Below are 16,359 nucleotides of genomic sequence, written 5' to 3'. Positions count from 1 at the left end.
AGGAACCTCGCATGAACACGCCCTATGCTGCCCGACGCGACCGCCTGCGCCAACTGATGCGCGCCCGCGGTCTGGATGCCCTGCTGGTGAGCCACGCTGCCAACCGTTTTTATCTTTCCGGCTTCGAGCTGCATGACGTGCAGCTCAACGAGAGCGCGGGACGCCTGGTCATCTGCGCGGACGGGCGGGACTGGCTCTGCACGGACGCCCGCTACAAGGATGCGGCGGCCCGTCTCTGGGACGAGGACCGCATCCTCATCTACGGCCCGGATGCGGCCACGGAGATCGGCCATCTCATGCGGCGCTGCGGCAGCCGCCTGGGCCTGGAGGCGGAGATCGTGAGCCTCAATTTCGCCCGCTCGCTGGGCCGTGCCGTGGGACGCGGCGCGCATCTGCAGGCCGCCGACGGCCTGGTGGAAGAGCTGCGCGTCATCAAGGATGCGGACGAGATCAAAGCCCTGGAGCGTTCCTTCGCCCTCAACCACGCCATGCTGCGCTGGCTGGAGGAAAGCCAGCTGCAACCGGGCCGCAGCGAAGCCGAGCTGGCCTGGGCCATCGAAAAATATTTCCGCGACAACGGGGCTTCGGAACTGGCCTTCCCGTCCATCGTGGCCGTGGACCAGAACGCGGCCCTGCCCCACGCCATCCCCGGCGAGAAAAAGCTGCCGGACAACGGCCTGGTGCTGGTGGACGTGGGCTGCCGCGTGGACGGCTATTGCTCCGACCAGACGCGCACCTTCTGGGTGGGCGACGCGCCGCACAAGGAGTTCCGCGAGACCATGAAGCTGGTGCGTGACGCCCAGCAGGCCGCCCTGGACAAGATGCGGCCGGGCCTGCCCCTGCACGAGGCCTATACGCTGGCGCGGGGCGTGTTCGAGAAGGCGGGCGTGGAGGCCTGGTTCACCCACGGCCTGGGCCACGGCGTGGGGCTGGAGACGCACGAGGCCCCCAGCTTGGGCCGTCGCGGCGACAAGGTCCTGCAGGAAGGCATGGTGGTCACGGTGGAGCCCGGCCTCTACTATCCGCAATGGGGCGGCATCCGCTGGGAATACACGGTGCTCATCACGGCCGACGGCAACCGCATCCTCTAGGGAGGCACCATGTCCCTGATCTACCTTGTGGGCCCGCGGGCCTGCGGCAAGACCACGCTGGGCAAGGCCCTGTCCGAAGTGCTGGACGTGCCTTACTGCGATACGGACCACCACCTCTGCGAGCGTCTGGGCATGGACGTGGCGACCATGGTGGACCGCTGGGGCTGGGAAGGCTTCCGCAGCCGCGAGAGCGAATCCCTGCGCCTGGCCAGTGAGGAGCTGGCGGGCCGTGGCGTGGTGGCCACCGGCGGCGGCATGGTGCTGGCGGAGGCCAACCGGCGCTATATGCGCGAGCATGGCCGGGTCTTTTTTTTGTCCGCCCCCGTGGAGGTGCTGGCCGCCCGCCTGCGGCGCAATCCGCTGGAGGCCCAGCGCCCCAGCCTCACCGGCAAGAGCCTGGACGATGAAGTGCGCGAGGTGCTGGAAGCCCGCCTGCCCCTGTACCGGGACGCCGCCCACCACGAACTGGACGCCCGCCAGAGCATCACGGAACTGTGCCTGGCAGTGCGGACCCTGCTGCGTCATTGATCATCACGGGGAGCGCGTCACGCCCATAGCGGCCTGATGCGCTCCCCGTGCGTTTTTTGGGAGGAGACATGTCTGCTAGCCCGCTGGTGACCGTCCTGCTGCCGGTCTGGAACGGCGCTTCCCTGCCCCTGACCGCAGAGGGGGAAGAGCCCCTGCGCGTGGCCATCCGTTCCCTGGCCCGGCAGGAAGCCGCGCCGGACGCCCCCGTACCGGGCTTCGAGGTGCTGGCCGTCGATGACGGTTCCACCGACGGCACGGCGGCCCTGCTGGATGCCCTGGCGGCGGAATATCCCTGCCTGCGCGTCCTGCATCGTCCGCACGAGGGCCTGCCCGGCGCGCTCAACGCCGGTCTGGAGTCCGCCCGGGGCGCGCTCATCGCCCGCATGGACGCCGATGATGTCTGCCACCCGCAACGCCTGGCCCTGCAGGCCGCCTGGATGGCGGAACATCCCGAAACGGGCCTGCTGGCCACGCGGGTACATTTTGGCGGCGACCGCGAGACCGCGCGCGGCTTTGCCCATTTCGTGGACTGGCAGAACGGCCTGCTGGATCATGAGGCCATCAGCCGCAACCGTTTTCGCGATACGCCCGTCAGCCATCCTTCGGTCATGTTCCGGCGCGAGCTGCCCCGGCTGCACGGCGGCTATGCCGACGGTTTTTTTGCCGAGGACTGGGAGTTGTGGCTGCGCTGGCTGCACGCCGGAGTGCGCATGGCCAAGCTGCCGCAGGAGCTGCTGGTCTGGAACGATCCGCCGCGCCGGGCTACCCGCAGCGACAGCCGCTATTGCGAGGCCGCCAACAACCAGTTGCGCGCCCTCTGGCTGGCCCGCTGGCTGGAACGCCACAACCCCTGGCATCCGCGGGTCTACCTGCTGGGCGCGGGCAAGGTGGCGCGCCGCCGTCTGGCCCCCCTGTGGGAAAAAGGCGTGCAGGTGGCCGCTTTCGTGGACATCGATCCCAAAAAGATCGGGCAGAAGGTGCACGGCGTGCCGGTCATCGGCCGGGACGGACTGCCCGGGCCGGGACGCTGTTTCCTGCTCAACGCCCTCACCGCCCACGGCGCCGACGAGGATGCCGCCCGCTGGCTGGCTGCCGCCGGCTATGATGCGGAGCAGTGGCTGCTGGTCTGAGAGGTCCCGGATAGTCCGCGAAGCGTGAGCCGCTGTCCAAAAATTGACGGCTCCTGCCGCGCTCTGCCTTCTTTCGCCCTTGCGGCCGCGCATTTTTCCCAAGAGATCCCGCTTTTTATTTGTTGAGATAATGGCTTAAAATTACTTGATTTTTACGAAAACATATGAAAAATATCATAAAATTGTTTGTGCAGATGCGAAGACTTTGCGAATTTTGTCACCAATACCCTTTGACATAACCCCTTGTTGAGGGTATTTTATAAAAGCTTTGAACATCACACCGTCCAGAGGGAGGATACGGTAATGTTGGACCTTAATATCACCTTGGTTTTCCAGTTGGTGAACTTCTTCATTGCACTGTACGTGCTGAACCTCCTTCTGATTCGCCCCATCCGCGAAATCATCCGCAAACGCAAAGCCGTCATGGACGATATGTCCGGCGAATCCGAATCCTACGAATACCAGGCCGAACAGCGCCTTTCCGACTATGACAACCAGCTGACCCGCGCCCGTCAGGATGCAGGCCAGAACCGCGAAAAGGCCCGCGAAGCCGGCGCCGCCGAACAGGCCAGCCTGGTGGCTGAAGCCCAGAAGCGCGCCCAGGAAATCATTGCCGAGACCCGTCGCAACCTGCAGGCCGAAGCCGATGCTTCCCTGAAGGAACTGCGCGGTCAGGTCGCCACGCTCTCCGGCCAGCTGGCCGAGCGTGTGCTGCGTGGCTAGTACGCCGTTTCTGCCACTGTGCCACGCGCGAGCTCGGTGGTTTTTCGGGCGGTCTTCGGACCGCGAGGGTAAAGAATCAAGAGAAACCCAATCAAGGGGGTGGGCTTTGAGCAAATGGAAACACGCTGGGCTGGGCTTGACGCGAGTTATGGTGCCTGTCCTTGCGCTTACGCTGCTTTTCGCCGTGGGGGCGCAGGCCTCTGAAGGGCATGACGCGCCGCGCTGGGGCGACTTTGGCTGGCGTGTGCTCAACTTCATCATCTTCGCCGGTATCCTGTGGTACTTCGTGGGCGGTCTGGCCCGCAAGTTCTTCTCCGGCCGCCGCGCCCGCATCAGCCAGGACCTCCAGGATCTGGAAGCCCGCCGCGCTGAAGCCCAGAAGCGCCTGGATGAAGTGGAAAAGCGCATCAGCAACCTTGAGTCCGAACGCAAGGCCATCCTCGATGAAAGCCTCGCTCAGGCCGAAAGCGTGAAGCAGGCCGTCGTCGAAGAAGCCAAGCGTCAGGCCGAACAGATTGTGCAACAGGCTCGTCGCACTGCCGAGAACGAAGGCCGCGCCATGCTGGCCGAAGTGCGCGCCGCCATTGCCGATGAGATTGTGGACGCAGCGGAAAAGGTCCTGGCTGAAAAGCTGACCGCCGCCGAGCATGAAAAGCTCATTACCAACTCCCTCAACAAGGTGGTGCTCCATTGACGGACGCGATAGTTGCTCGCAGATATGCCGGCGCCATATTTGCGCTGGGCAAACAACAAGGGGATGAGGCCCTCTCGCGTTACGGGAGCGATCTCGCCGCGCTGGGAGACATGCTTGCCGCCTCGCCGAAGCTGGACGCCGCGCTGAAAAGCCCGGTCATCAGCATCGATGAAAAAAAGGCTGTGATGGGCAAGCTGCTTAAGAAAATCAAGGCGGACAAAACCGTCAGCAACTTCTGCCTGCTGTTGGCCGACAAAGAGCGTCTGGCTTATCTCGGCGAGATTGTCGGCTGGTATGGCAAGTTGCTTGACGACGCCAAAGGAATTATCCGTGGTACGCTCACTACCGCCGTGGAGCTTACGGATAACAAGCGGGCCGAACTCAAGGCCGAGCTTGAAAAGAAGGCGGGGGCGAGCATTGAGCTTGCCTTTGATGTGGATGCTTCCATCCTTGGGGGCGTGGTGCTCAAGGTTGGTGATCGAGTGCTGGACGCAAGTCTGCGCGCGCAGTTGGCGATCCTTCGGGAGACATTCAAGAGGGGTGAATAGCACATGCAGATCAAAGCTGAAGAGATAAGCAAGATCATTGAAGATCAAATCAAAAACTACGAGCAGCGCGTAGAAATGAGCGAAACCGGCACCGTGTTGTATGTCGGTGACGGTATCGCCCGCGTCTACGGGGTTCAGAATGCCATGGCCATGGAACTGCTGGAATTCCCCGGCGGCGTCATGGGTATGGTGCTCAACCTCGAAGAAGACAACGTGGGTGTCGCGCTGCTCGGCTCCGATGTGGGCATCAAGGAGGGCGATCCTGTCAAGCGTACCGGCAAGATCTTCTCCGTGCCCGTGGGCGACAAGGTTATGGGCCGCGTGCTCAACCCCCTTGGCCAGCCCATCGACGGCCTCGGCCCGGTCGAAGCCGAAGAAGTCCGCCCGGTGGAAATCAAGGCCCCTGGTATCATCGCGCGTAAGAGCGTGCATGAGCCCATGCCCACGGGTCTGAAGGCCATCGACGCCATGACTCCTATCGGCCGCGGCCAGCGTGAACTGATCATTGGCGACCGTCAGACCGGTAAGACCGCCGTCTGCATCGACGCCATCCTGGCCCAGAAAGAAACCGACATTCACTGCTTCTACGTGGCCATCGGCCAGAAGAAAGCGTCTGTCGCCCTGGTGGCCGACACCCTGCGCAAGCACGGTGCCATGGAATACACCACCATCATCTCGGCCACCGCTTCCGACCCGGCTCCCTTGCAGTACATCGCGGCTTACACCGGTTGCACCATGGCCGAGTACTACCGCGACAACGGCAAGCATGCCCTGATCATCTACGATGACCTCTCCAAACAGGCTGTGGGTTATCGCCAGATGTCCCTGCTGCTCCGTCGTCCTCCCGGACGTGAAGCTTTCCCCGGCGACGTGTTCTACCTGCACTCCCGCCTGCTGGAACGCGCTGCCAAGGTGAGCGACAAGCTCGGTGCCGGCTCCCTGACCGCCCTGCCCATCATCGAAACGCAGGCCGGTGACGTGTCCGCCTACATCCCGACCAACGTGATCTCCATCACCGACGGTCAGGTGTACCTGGAACCCAACCTGTTCAACGCCGGTGTGCGTCCGGCCATTAACGTGGGTCTGTCCGTGTCCCGCGTGGGTGGCGCCGCTCAGATCAAGGCCATGAAGCAGGTTGCCGGTACCATGCGTCTGGACCTGGCCCAGTACCGCGAACTGGCCGCTTTCGCCCAGTTCGGTTCCGACCTGGACAAGGCCACCAAGGCCAAACTGGAACGCGGCGCCCGTCTGGTGGAACTGCTGAAGCAGCCCCAGTACCAGCCCATGCCCGCCCAGGAACAGGTGGCTTCCATCTACGCCGCTACCCGCGGCTACATGGACGACGTGCCGGTGGATCAGATCCGTCGCTTTGAAAGTGAAATGCTGGCCTTCATGCGCGATACCCGCAAGGACGTGCTGGACGCCATCAAGGATAAGAAAGTCATTGATGAAGCTGTGGAAAAGGCGCTGAACGAGGCGATTACCGCCTTTAAGCAGGGCTACCAGGCTTAACGCCGGGGGATACCCATATGCCTTCACTCAAAGACGTAAAAATGAAAATCGTGGGGGTCGGCAAGACCAAGCAGATCACCAAGGCCATGAACATGGTGGCCTCGGCGAAACTGCGCGGCGCGCAGGCCCGCATCGAACGCTTCCGGCCGTATGCCGGCAAGTATCGCCAGGTCCTGGCCGAGCTTGCCCGCAAGGTGGAGGGCACTGCCCATCCGCTGCTGGCCGAGCATGAGGAAAAGAAAAACTGCGCCATCGTGCTGGTCACGTCCGATCGTGGTCTGTGCGGCAGCTTCAACGGCAACATCATCACCACGGCCCTGAAGCTCGCTGCTGAAAAAACCAATGCCGGTATGAAGGTCACCTTCGCCTGCATGGGCCGCAAAGGACGCGACGCTGTGCGCAAGGCCGGCTACGACATCTCGGTCGCTTACGGTGACCGTATGGGCAGCCTGGACTTTTCGCTGGCCAGCTCCATCGCGCAGGAAGTCATTCACGGCTACGAAACCTTTGCTTTTGATGAAGTCTGGATGGTGTACGGCGAGTTTGTGTCCATGGGGCATCAGCCCCCGCGCACACTGAGCCTGCTGCCCCTGGCTGCCCCTGAGGCGGAAGCGGAAGAAGGTCAGGAAGAAGCCCACTGCGAGTACGTTTACGAACCGCAGGAAGAAGCCCTTCTGGCCGAGCTGCTCCCCCGCTACATCAAGGTTCAGGTCTACCGGGGAATGCTGGATACGTCTGCCAGTGAACACGCTGCGCGCATGGCCGCTATGGACAACGCGACGCGTAACTGTAACGAGATGATCAATACGTTGACCCTGCTCTACAACAAGACACGGCAGGCTTCCATCACCAGCGAACTCATCGACATCGTCGGCGGCGCAGAAGCGCTGAACGGGTAACAGGAGCCAAGCATGAGCAAAAACATTGGTAAAATCGTCCAGGTTATCGGCGCCGTCGTGGACGTTGAGTTCAGCGACGGACACCTGCCTGATATCCTGACCGCCCTGGAAATCAAAAACCCCAACAACAGCGACGCGCCTGACCTCGTCTGTGAAGTGGCCCAGCACCTCGGTGACAACGTGGTGCGTACCATCGCCATGGACGCCACCGAAGGTCTGGTGCGCGGCATGGAAGTTGTGGATACGGGCAACCCCATCATGGTGCCCGTGGGCAAGGCGGCTGTGGGACGTATCCTCAACGTTATCGGCCGTCCCGTGGACGAAATGGGTCCGGTCAACGCTGAGAAGTACTACCCCATCCACCGTCCCGCCCCCGAGTTCACCGAGCAGAACACCAAGGTGGAACTGCTTGAAACCGGCATCAAGGTCGTGGACCTGCTCGTGCCCTTCCCCAAGGGCGGCAAGATGGGTCTGTTCGGCGGCGCCGGCGTGGGCAAGACCGTTATCCTGATGGAAATGATCAACAACATTGCCAAGCAGCACGGCGGCTCTTCGGTGTTCGCCGGCGTGGGTGAACGTACCCGTGAAGGCAATGACCTGTATAACGAACTGAAAGAAGCCGGTGTTCTGGAGCGCGCCACGCTGGTTTACGGCCAGATGAACGAGCCTCCGGGAGCCCGTGCCCGCGTGGCCCTGACCGCCCTTGCCTGCGCCGAATACTTCCGCGACGAAGAAAACCAGGACGTGTTGCTCTTCATCGACAACATCTTCCGCTTCACGCAGGCCGGTTCGGAAGTGTCCGCTCTGCTGGGCCGCATGCCCTCGGCCGTGGGTTACCAGCCCACCCTGGGTACTGACCTGGGTGCCCTGCAGGAACGCATCACCTCCACCAACAAGGGTTCGATCACCTCCGTGCAGGCCGTTTACGTGCCCGCTGACGACTTGACCGACCCCGCCCCGGCTACCACGTTCTCGCATCTGGACGGTACGCTCGTGCTTTCCCGTCAGATCGCCGAACTGGGTATCTACCCCGCCGTGGACCCGCTGGACTCCACCTCCCGCATCCTCGACCCCAACGTCGTGGGCGAAGAGCACTACAGCGTGGCCCGTCAGGTGCAGATGGTGCTGCAGAAGTACAAGGAACTGCAGGATATCATCGCCATTCTGGGTATGGACGAACTGTCTGACGAAGACAAGCTCACCGTTGCCCGTGCGCGTCGTATCCAGCGCTTCCTGTCCCAGCCCTTCCACGTGGCCGAAACCTTCACCGGTACCCCCGGCCAGTATGTGAAGCTGGAAGACACCATCAAGGGCTTCAAGGGCATCCTGGAAGGCCAGTACGACCACCTTGCCGAATCCGACTTCTACATGCTGGGCAGCATCGACCAGGCCGTGGCCAAGTACGAAGCCCGCATCCAGCAGGAAGCTAAGTAAGGAGCGCCCATGAGCATGCTGCAACTGGAAGTGGTGACACCTGACAAGACCGTTGTCAGCGCTCAGGTGGATATGGCCGTGTGCCCCGGCGTCATGGGTGAGTTTGGCGTGCTGCCGCATCACGTCTCCCTGCTCTCTGCCCTCAAGATTGGCAATCTGCGCTATACTGAAGGCGGCAAGCAGCACAACGTGTTCATCTCCGGCGGCTTTGCCGATGTGAACAACAAGGTCCTGACCGTGCTGGCGGAATCGGCCGAACTGGCCGAAGACATCGACACCGCCCGCGCCCAGGCCGCCAAGGAGCGCGCCGAAAAGCGCATGGCCAGCCAGGCCGATGATGTGGACCATGCCAGAGCGGAAGCCGCTCTGCAGCGCGCCGTCGAGCGCCTGCATGTGGCCCAGTTGCGCTAGCGGCAATCAGTCTCCTGATTAAAACAAGCCGCATTGCGGGAAACCGCAATGCGGCTTTTTCATACCCGAAAATTTTTATACAAAAAATTTTTTGTTGTACAAAAAATAGTTTACAAATCGAGAGCCACCCCGTATATTCACCTCATGGAGTTCCACATGGACAAGAAAACTCTTCTGGAAAATTTGTGCAGGATCGCCGACGGGCTGGTCGCTTTTTGGGGGCGTGACTACGAGATCGCCATCCACGACCTCAGCCGTCTCGAATCCTCCCTGGTCCATATCGCCGGCGAAGTGACCAAAAGAGCCCCCGGAGCTCCGGCAACCGATTTCCTCATCAACCACCTGAGCCGCTATGGCGCCGATGCGCCGGACGTGCGCCCCTACCGCGCCCAGGGCCGCCATGGCGAACCCCTGCGCGGATCACTGGTCTACATCAAGGACGACAAGGGCGTGCCTGTCTTCGCCATGTGCATCAACCAGAACATCTCCCGCCAGATGGCCGCCATCGCCGCCCTGGAAGACCAGATACGCACGGCCCCCGCCGGAGACAGCCGCAATGACGGTACCCAGGAGACCTTTGCCGCCACCTCGGAAGAGACCATGGAAGCCATCGTCCGCAAGGTACTGCAGCAATTCGGCAAGCTCCCCACAGAGCTGGACAGGGAAGAACGCATCGCCCTGATAGCCCAGTTCGACCAGCACGGAGCCTTCCGCTTCAAGGGCATGGTCGAACATATCGCCTCCATCATGGGCATCTCCAAATATACGCTCTACAGCTATCGCAAGGCGTGCCGCCAGGGCCCGGCCAACGGCCCGCAAGATCCGGAATTGCCTTCATAACACGTGGAGGACTGCTCCACGTAAACATTTACTGGAGGTACTTCATGTCAGTCCCGAACCGCCCCGAGAGCGAATACAACGCTGCCCTCAAGATGTGGGGGGGAAAGTGGGGGGCAGCCATCCCCCTGCTCCTGCTTATCTGCGGCCTCTTATGGTTGTCCCTGCACGGGCCGGCCACGCCAAAGAACTTCTGGAGCATCGGCTTTGCCGCCATCTGCATCGGCCTTTTCCTCTCCAAGACGCCCAAGGAATACTGCGCGACCGTCCTGCGCGGGTTCAACAACAAGAGCGTCGGCGTGCTGTGTGCCTCCTGGATCTTTGCCAGTGTCTTCGGCCAGATCATGCAGGCCGGCGGCATCATCGAGGGGCTGCTCTGGTTCGGGCTCAACGTAGGGGCCCAGGGCAGTGTGTTCACCGTCATCACCTTCCTGGCGGCCATGCTGTTCTCACTGGGTACCGGCACCGCCAACGGCACCATCCTGGCGCTGACGCCCGTCATGTTCCCGGCCGGTGTCTTCCTTGGGGCGGACCCCGCCTTCCTGGCCGTGGCCATCCTCTCCGGCGGCGCCCTGGGGGACAGCTATTCCCCCATCTCCTCTTCCAACATCACCGTCGCCTTCACCCAGGACGCTGACATCCAGAAGATCACCCGGACCCGCGCGCCCCTGGTCTTCACGGCCGCCGCCATCTCCGCCATCGTCTTTGCCTGCTTCGGCGGTGGCGGCACGGTCTCCACGCCGCCCCAGTTCGCGGCCTCCATGTCGCCCACCTGCCTGCTGCTCCTGCTTGCCTTCGGGATCGTCATCGTGGCCTCGCTCCTTGGGCGCCATATCATCGAATCCCTCACCTGGGGCATTGCCGCGGCCATCGTCATCGGCCTTGCCATAGGCCGCCTCAGCCTGTCGGATCTGCTCCATCCCGTCACCACCGGCGGCATGAGCAGCGGCCTGCTCGAGAACGGCGTGAGCGGCGTCACGGGGGTCATCATCTTCATCCTCTTCATCCTTGGCGTGATCCAGCTCGTCATGGAAAGCGGCATCATGGAAGATATCGTCAACTGGGTGCAGAAGACCTTCATCAAGACGGCCCGTCAGGCCGAGATCACGATCATCGCCTCCACGGTGCTGATCACCATCCCCATTTCCGCCAACGTCCCTGCGGAAGTCCTGCTGGGTACGACCTTCGTCAAGCCCCTCTCCCAGCGCTTCGGCATAGCTCCCGAACGCGCCGCCGACCTGCTGTGCTGCTCGGCCTGTACGATCTTCTATATGCTGCCCTGGCATATCGTCTGTGCGCTCTGGTTCAATACGGTCAGCCACGCCGCCGCCGAATACGGCCTTGTCAGCCCGCCCATCACCTCCGCGCTCCTCATGCCCTACGCCTGGGCCCTGCTGCTCGTCCTTTTCCTTTCCGCCATCACGGGATGGCAGAAGCGGATACCGACCCAAGGTCTTTCTTCCAAGGAGCAAAATGATGCCGTCTCCCGCTAACCTCCTTACGGATTTCATCCTCAGGCAGAGCTATGCCGATCTTCCCGAACCGATCCGCCATCAGGCAAAGCGCTGCCTGCTGGACAGCATGGGCGCCCTGTCCGCCGGTGCGGTCACGCCGCTGGCCCGCCTGACCGCCCGCACGGCCGAACGTTTTTTCCAGGGCGGGGAATGCACCCTGATCGCCAGCGGCAAGAAGGTCTCCCCCCTGGGGGCCAGCATGGCCAACGGTTTCGCCTCCAATGCCCTTGATGTGGAGCACGGCTACCGGCCCGCCCAGGGACGCCCCGGTGCGGCCCTGACGCCGGTGATGCTGGCTGCCGCCGAGATGGCGGAAACGCCTCCCTCGGGCACGGATATGCTGGCTGCCGTGGCCGTCGGCTACGAGGTGGGGATGCGCTCCGGCATGTACTGGAACCGGGATCATGCCCGCGTCTACACTTCCGGCCTCTGGGGCGCCATCGGCGCCGTGGCCGCCGCCGGCCGCATCCTCGGCCTGAAGGAAGACGTCCTGCTCCAGGCGCTGAACTGCGCCGATTACCACGGCCCGGTAGGCTTCATCGCCCGCGGTGTGGCCACCCCCTGCATGGCCAAGGACGGCGTCGGCTGGGGGGCCCATACGGCCATGATGTCCATCCTGCTGGCACAGGCCGGGTTCACCTCCCCCCTGCTGGATTTCGACGCCGCGCTGGCCGAAGAGCTGGGAAGCCGCTGGCGCATGGCGGACCTGTACTTCAAGCCCTACTGCTGCTGCCGCTGGCCCAGGCCTCCATCGCAGGCGCCCTCAAGATCGTCAGGGAAAACCACCTTGCCGTCAGCGACATCCGCCGTCTTGTCATCCACACCTTCTCCAAGGCGGCCTCGCTCAGCCGCGAACACCCCACGCATACGGACGCGGCCCAGTACAACATCACCTATCCCATCGCTGTCGCCCTGCTGGACGGCCAGATCAGCGGGGCCCAGGTCCTGCCGCCGCGCATCTTCGACAAGGATGTCCTGGAGCTTGCCGACATGATCGAAGTGGTGGTGGAAGAGCGCTTCGAAGAGCGCTTCCCGGCCCGGACGTTCTCCGAAGTCTGCATCACCACCACGGACGGCAGGGAGCTGCGGTCCGGGGAACTGGAGCCCCAGTGGGAACCCGCCGACAGCCCCTCCGATGAAGAGCTGCTGGACAAGTTCACCCGCCTGACCGCCCCCGTCTTCGGTGAGCAGGAATGCGCCCGCATGCGGGAGGCCATCTGGCATGCGGAAGACCTGGACAATACGCTGGACATCTGGCCGCGCACCCTTGCCCGTCATATCGAGGAGTAACCATATGGACATGATCCAGAGCACAGGGGCCCCGGCGGCCATCGGTCCCTATTCGCAGGCCGTGGATACCGGCAGCACCGTCTATCTGAGCGGCCAGATCGGCCAGGACCCCGCCAGCGGGCAGATCGTCACCGGCTTCAAGGCCCAGACCATCCAGGCTCTCGAAAACCTGAAAGCCGTGCTTGCCGCGGCCGGCATGACGCTCGACAACATGGCCCAGGTCGATGTCTTCGTGACGGACATGCGCAACTTTGAGGACTTCAACGCCATCTATTCCACCTACTTCCCCGCCTACAAGCCGGCACGGCTGTTCGTCGAGGTCCGGGGACTCTGCCCGGGAGCAGAGGTCGAGATCCGCGGTATCGCATGCAGGCGGTGACCCCGCCGGCATGAGACCGGCCTGTCCGGGAACGGTTCCGCACAACTCCGTTTCCCGGACAGGCTCCTTTTCCCCTCCCTCCGGGCGGGCACGGGCGGGCAGCATGGACTTTGGCCCTGTTTTGGCTTATTAAGATACTTTTCAATCTTCGTAACCCAATGCAGGATATACCATGCCCAGTCTGGATCATATTCGCAATTTCTGCATCATCGCCCATATCGACCACGGCAAGTCCACCCTTGCCGACCGCATCCTTGAGCTGACCAAGGTCGTCAGCCAGCGCGAGGCCCGCCAGCAGTACCTGGACAAGATGGATCTGGAACGCGAGCGCGGCATCACCATCAAGGCGCAGACCGTGCGCATCCCTTATGTGGCTGCCAACGGAGAGGAATATGAGCTGAACCTCATCGACACGCCCGGACACGTGGACTTCAACTACGAAGTGTCGCGCTCCCTGGCCGCCTGCGAAGGCGCGCTGCTGGTGGTGGACGCCACCCAGGGCGTGGAGGCCCAGACCCTGGCCAACGTCTATCTGGCCCTGGACCACGACCACGAGATCGTGCCCGTGCTGAACAAGATCGACCTGCCCAGCGCCGAGGTGGACCGCGTCAAGGAAGAGATCGAGGAAGCCATCGGCCTGGACTGCACCGACGCCCTGCCCGTGTCCGCCAAGACCGGTCTGGGCGTGGACGCCGTGCTGGAAGCCATCGTCAATCGTCTGCCCGCGCCGGGCGGCGATCTGGACGCCCCCCTCAAGGCCCTGATCTTCGACTCCTGGTACGACAGCTACCAGGGCGTGGTGGTGCTCTTCCGCGTGGTGGACGGCCGGGTGAAACTGGGCGACATGGTGCGCCTCATGAGCACCGGCAAGGAATATGAAGTGCTGCGCCTGGGCGTGTTCTCGCCCGAGGCCACGGACGTGAAGGAACTGCACGCCGGTGAGGTGGGCTTCCTTTGCGGCAGCATCAAGTCCCTGGGCGATGCCCGCGTGGGCGATACCATCACCCTGGCGGCCAATCCGGCCACCGAGCCCGTGCCCGGCTTCAAGGAAGTGAAGCCCATGGTGTTCTGCGGCCTCTATCCCTCGGAATCCGACGATTACGAGAACCTCAAGGCCGCGCTGGAAAAGCTCCAGCTCAACGACGCCGCCTTCAGCTTCGAGCCCGAGACCTCCCAGGCCCTGGGCTTCGGCTTCCGCTGCGGCTTCCTGGGCCTGCTGCATATGGAGATCATCCAGGAACGCCTGGAACGCGAATTCGAGGTGGATCTCATCGCCACGGCGCCCTCGGTCATCTACCGGGTGGACACCACCGACGGCAAGACGCTGGAGATCGACAACCCGGCCCATCTGCCCGACTCAACCAAGATCAAGGCCCTTTACGAGCCCTATGTGAGCATGGACATCCACGTGCCCAACGAATACGTGGGCAACGTCATGAAGCTCTGCGAGGACAAACGCGGCACCCAGAAGAACCTGCACTACCTGGCCGCCAACCGCGTGGTGGTGACCTACGAGCTGCCCTTCGCCGAGATCGTCTATGACTTCTTCGACCGGCTCAAGTCCTGCACGCGCGGCTACGCCAGCATGGACTACCAGCCCATCGACTACCGCGAGTCCGACCTGGTGCGTCTGGACATCCTGCTCAACAGCGAGCCCGTGGACGCCCTGGCCGTCATCGTGCACCGCGACCGCGCCTACACCTACGGCCGTTCGCTGGCCCTCAAGCTCAAGCGCACCATCCCGCGCCAGCTCTTCCAGGTGGCCATCCAGGCGGCCATCGGCCAGAAGATCATCGCCCGCGAGACCGTGTCCGCCTTCCGCAAGGACGTGACCGCCAAGTGCTACGGCGGTGACATCACCCGTAAGCGCAAGCTGCTGGAAAAGCAGAAGGAAGGCAAAAAGCGCATGAAGCGCATGGGCAACGTGGAGCTGCCGCAGGAAGCCTTCCTGGCCGCCCTCAAGGTGGGCGACGAATAAACCGCTTTTGTACGGACGTAAAAAGGCCACCCCGCAGGGTGGCCTTTTTTCATGCATCACGACAGGACGGCACCGGAGCCGGAGAAGCGCTCGCTGTCCGGCGCCCATCCCTCCCGGCCGGTCCGTCAGCTGGCGGCCTTCTTCTTTCCGGCCGGAGGACGGGGCATCGTGCGCCGGGCGCGGCGCTCCGCGGCGCCGAACACGCATTCCTCCCGCGCCACGGGCAGGGCCGCCTCCCGGGTCTTGCGGCGCTGCCGCCAGGCTTCCAGGTGCGGCTTGCCGTAGAGCACGCCCTCACGCGGTTCCGCGGGCTCCGGCACCTTGCCGTAGGACGGGGGCAGGTGCTCCGTCTCGCGGGACGAGGCAGGCAGCTGGGGGCCGCGCAGGGCCGCGGGCCGGAAGTATCTGGTGGCCCAGGTCAGGGCCAGCACGTAGGCGGCCGCGAACAGGCTGGCGGCCGTGTCCCACGGCGGGGTGGCCGAAAGGGCCAGACGCATCATCAGCGTGCCGATGACGAAGCCGGAGTTGCGGAACACCGCATGGAAGGACGGCATGTAGCGCTGCGAGATGAGGACCAGCGCGATGTCGGCGAAGATCAGCACCGTGTAGATGGTCTCGAAAAAGCGCATGTCCTCGCCGGTGTGGATGTGGATCCAGGCATCCCGGATGCCGATGCCCAAAAAGATGACGAACAGCGTCAGCGAAAGCAGCTTTTTGCTGATGACGAAACGCATGCGCATCTCCGGGCTCTGGATGTAGGCATAGCTGGAGGCCAGCTTCCCGTAGATGCCCAGGGCCACGAAGATGCCCAGGGCCCCCAGCGCCGTGACCGCGATATGGATGACGGGATCGAGGTTGCCGGCGATGCTCACCGGCTCGGGCAGGTGCGCCAGCTCCTTGAAGGCATTGCGCAGCAGGATCAGCGCCAGGATCTCGAACTGCTTGCCCACGGACCGTGAAAAGGATGTGGAGATGATGAAGATCAGGCTCATGACCTCCAGGCCCAGGATCAAGGTGAAGGCCAGCTGGATGGCGCTGAAATGGCTGTGGGGCGTCAGCTGGGCCAGTGCGGGCGGCAGCATGCCCTGGCGTTTGAGCTCCACGCAGCACAGGGCCGCCACGTAGATCCAGAAGATGACCAGCGCCACCTTGCGCTGGACGTGGGTCCGCTCCCAATTGTGGTGCAACCAGTCAAAAATATCTGTAAGCCATTGCAGCTTGAGCAGCATGTGGAGTCTCCTTTCCGGGGATCGTGTGTGGCGCACAGCATCTTTCAAGTTCGGGAAAATGTAAAGAGGACAAGGCATGACAGGCATGACAGGAATCGTTCCTGACGGCTTTTTCCTCCCTGGCGAAGACAGTGGCCCCAGTATGGGGGCGTGCTTGCCTTG

General features: G+C 63.0%; 16 protein-coding genes and 1 pseudogene. 16 read left to right on the top strand and 1 reads right to left on the bottom strand.

Annotated elements, in window-relative coordinates; genetic code table 11:
* Nucleotides 1-11 precede the first annotated feature (11 nt).
* The 16 genes and pseudogenes from ACQRAG_RS11330 to lepA all read left to right on the top strand — a co-directional run bounded on the left by ACQRAG_RS11330 (nucleotide 12) and on the right by lepA (nucleotide 14,968).
* Nucleotides 12-1,091, top strand: coding sequence for a M24 family metallopeptidase (locus tag ACQRAG_RS11330; protein ID WP_303931712.1), 1,080 nt, complete (start codon nucleotides 12-14; stop codon nucleotides 1,089-1,091).
* Between the two features lie 9 nt (nucleotides 1,092-1,100).
* The gene (gene aroL / locus ACQRAG_RS11325; RefSeq protein WP_297137668.1) at nucleotides 1,101-1,619 is read left to right on the top strand and encodes a shikimate kinase AroL; all 519 of its coding nucleotides are present in this window, start codon (nucleotides 1,101-1,103) and stop codon (nucleotides 1,617-1,619) included.
* Nucleotides 1,620-1,687: 68 nt separating this feature from the next.
* Nucleotides 1,688-2,749 (top strand): glycosyltransferase, encoded by a 1,062-nt coding sequence (locus ACQRAG_RS11320; RefSeq protein WP_168934758.1) that lies wholly within the window; start codon nucleotides 1,688-1,690, stop codon nucleotides 2,747-2,749.
* Between the two features lie 303 nt (nucleotides 2,750-3,052).
* Nucleotides 3,053-3,472, top strand: a complete 420-nt coding sequence (locus tag ACQRAG_RS11315) for an ATP synthase F0 subunit B (RefSeq protein ID WP_006007274.1) — start codon at nucleotides 3,053-3,055, stop codon at nucleotides 3,470-3,472.
* A gap of 148 nt (nucleotides 3,473-3,620) precedes the next feature.
* Complete coding sequence (locus ACQRAG_RS11310; RefSeq protein ID WP_168934757.1) at nucleotides 3,621-4,166, top strand: ATP synthase F0 subunit B; 546 nt, start codon at nucleotides 3,621-3,623, stop codon at nucleotides 4,164-4,166.
* Nucleotides 4,163-4,714: an ATP synthase F1 subunit delta gene (atpH, locus tag ACQRAG_RS11305; RefSeq protein WP_006007270.1), complete on the top strand. Its 552-nt coding sequence runs from the start codon at nucleotides 4,163-4,165 to the stop codon at nucleotides 4,712-4,714. Before ACQRAG_RS11310 ends, atpH begins: the two co-directional genes overlap by 4 nt.
* Before the next feature lie 3 nt (nucleotides 4,715-4,717).
* On the top strand, nucleotides 4,718-6,226 hold the full coding sequence (gene atpA, locus ACQRAG_RS11300) for a F0F1 ATP synthase subunit alpha (RefSeq protein ID WP_006007267.1): 1,509 nt from the start codon (nucleotides 4,718-4,720) through the stop codon (nucleotides 6,224-6,226).
* Nucleotides 6,227-6,243: 17 nt separating this feature from the next.
* Nucleotides 6,244-7,125 (top strand): F0F1 ATP synthase subunit gamma, encoded by an 882-nt coding sequence (locus ACQRAG_RS11295; RefSeq protein WP_168934756.1) that lies wholly within the window; start codon nucleotides 6,244-6,246, stop codon nucleotides 7,123-7,125.
* 12 nt (nucleotides 7,126-7,137) lie between these two features.
* Nucleotides 7,138-8,559 carry a F0F1 ATP synthase subunit beta gene (gene atpD, locus ACQRAG_RS11290; RefSeq protein ID WP_168934755.1) on the top strand — a complete coding sequence of 474 codons (1,422 nt, stop codon included), beginning with the start codon at nucleotides 7,138-7,140 and terminating at the stop codon, nucleotides 8,557-8,559.
* 9 nt (nucleotides 8,560-8,568) lie between these two features.
* Nucleotides 8,569-8,970, top strand: a complete 402-nt coding sequence (locus ACQRAG_RS11285) for a F0F1 ATP synthase subunit epsilon (protein WP_168934754.1) — start codon at nucleotides 8,569-8,571, stop codon at nucleotides 8,968-8,970.
* 156 nt (nucleotides 8,971-9,126) lie between these two features.
* Nucleotides 9,127-9,810 (top strand): helix-turn-helix transcriptional regulator, encoded by a 684-nt coding sequence (locus ACQRAG_RS11280; protein ID WP_168934753.1) that lies wholly within the window; start codon nucleotides 9,127-9,129, stop codon nucleotides 9,808-9,810.
* Nucleotides 9,811-9,854: 44 nt separating this feature from the next.
* Nucleotides 9,855-11,300 carry a Na+/H+ antiporter NhaC family protein gene (locus ACQRAG_RS11275; RefSeq protein WP_204625511.1) on the top strand — a complete coding sequence of 482 codons (1,446 nt, stop codon included), beginning with the start codon at nucleotides 9,855-9,857 and terminating at the stop codon, nucleotides 11,298-11,300.
* Nucleotides 11,281-11,958, top strand: a pseudogene (locus tag ACQRAG_RS11270) (MmgE/PrpD family protein); the annotation flags it as partial. The gene ACQRAG_RS11275 and the pseudogene ACQRAG_RS11270, both read left to right, overlap by 20 nt.
* The gene (locus tag ACQRAG_RS11265) at nucleotides 11,883-12,611 is read left to right on the top strand and encodes a hypothetical protein (RefSeq protein WP_427805328.1); all 729 of its coding nucleotides are present in this window, start codon (nucleotides 11,883-11,885) and stop codon (nucleotides 12,609-12,611) included. The pseudogene ACQRAG_RS11270 and the gene ACQRAG_RS11265, both read left to right, overlap by 76 nt.
* Before the next feature lie 4 nt (nucleotides 12,612-12,615).
* Nucleotides 12,616-12,990, top strand: coding sequence for a Rid family detoxifying hydrolase (locus tag ACQRAG_RS11260; RefSeq protein WP_168934748.1), 375 nt, complete (start codon nucleotides 12,616-12,618; stop codon nucleotides 12,988-12,990).
* A gap of 172 nt (nucleotides 12,991-13,162) precedes the next feature.
* Complete coding sequence (gene lepA / locus ACQRAG_RS11255; protein ID WP_168934747.1) at nucleotides 13,163-14,968, top strand: translation elongation factor 4; 1,806 nt, start codon at nucleotides 13,163-13,165, stop codon at nucleotides 14,966-14,968.
* 125 nt (nucleotides 14,969-15,093) lie between these two features.
* Here the strand turns inward: lepA and ACQRAG_RS11250 are convergent, their stop codons facing one another.
* A complete protein-coding gene (locus ACQRAG_RS11250; RefSeq protein ID WP_168934746.1) occupies nucleotides 15,094-16,197 on the bottom strand; it encodes a hypothetical protein in 1,104 nt (367 codons plus the stop codon).
* Between the last annotated feature and the right edge of the window lie 162 nt (nucleotides 16,198-16,359).

Origin of the sequence: Desulfovibrio sp. SGI.230, from assembly GCF_050313065.1 — a bacterium.
Lineage (GTDB): Bacteria > Desulfobacterota > Desulfovibrionia > Desulfovibrionales > Desulfovibrionaceae > Desulfovibrio.
Note: the sequence above shows the minus strand (reverse complement) of the source record. Positions and strands in the feature narration are given on the sequence as shown.

Excerpts from the sequence above, each read along its gene's own strand:
- ACQRAG_RS11250 (WP_168934746.1), bottom strand. The coding sequence starts at position 16,197 with ATGCTGCTCAAGCTGCAATGGCTTACAGATATTTTTGACTGGTTGCAC.
- ACQRAG_RS11260 (WP_168934748.1), top strand. The coding sequence starts at position 12,616 with ATGGACATGATCCAGAGCACAGGGGCCCCGGCGGCCATCGGTCCCTAT.
- ACQRAG_RS11295 (WP_168934756.1), top strand. The coding sequence starts at position 6,244 with ATGCCTTCACTCAAAGACGTAAAAATGAAAATCGTGGGGGTCGGCAAG.
- ACQRAG_RS11275 (WP_204625511.1), top strand. The coding sequence starts at position 9,855 with ATGTCAGTCCCGAACCGCCCCGAGAGCGAATACAACGCTGCCCTCAAG.
- ACQRAG_RS11320 (WP_168934758.1), top strand. The coding sequence starts at position 1,688 with ATGTCTGCTAGCCCGCTGGTGACCGTCCTGCTGCCGGTCTGGAACGGC.
- atpA (WP_006007267.1), top strand. The coding sequence starts at position 4,718 with ATGCAGATCAAAGCTGAAGAGATAAGCAAGATCATTGAAGATCAAATC.
- ACQRAG_RS11285 (WP_168934754.1), top strand. The coding sequence starts at position 8,569 with ATGAGCATGCTGCAACTGGAAGTGGTGACACCTGACAAGACCGTTGTC.
- atpD (WP_168934755.1), top strand. The coding sequence starts at position 7,138 with ATGAGCAAAAACATTGGTAAAATCGTCCAGGTTATCGGCGCCGTCGTG.
- ACQRAG_RS11330 (WP_303931712.1), top strand. The coding sequence starts at position 12 with ATGAACACGCCCTATGCTGCCCGACGCGACCGCCTGCGCCAACTGATG.
- ACQRAG_RS11310 (WP_168934757.1), top strand. The coding sequence starts at position 3,621 with ATGGTGCCTGTCCTTGCGCTTACGCTGCTTTTCGCCGTGGGGGCGCAG.
- ACQRAG_RS11315 (WP_006007274.1), top strand. The coding sequence starts at position 3,053 with ATGTTGGACCTTAATATCACCTTGGTTTTCCAGTTGGTGAACTTCTTC.
- ACQRAG_RS11280 (WP_168934753.1), top strand. The coding sequence starts at position 9,127 with ATGGACAAGAAAACTCTTCTGGAAAATTTGTGCAGGATCGCCGACGGG.
- lepA (WP_168934747.1), top strand. The coding sequence starts at position 13,163 with ATGCCCAGTCTGGATCATATTCGCAATTTCTGCATCATCGCCCATATC.
- aroL (WP_297137668.1), top strand. The coding sequence starts at position 1,101 with ATGTCCCTGATCTACCTTGTGGGCCCGCGGGCCTGCGGCAAGACCACG.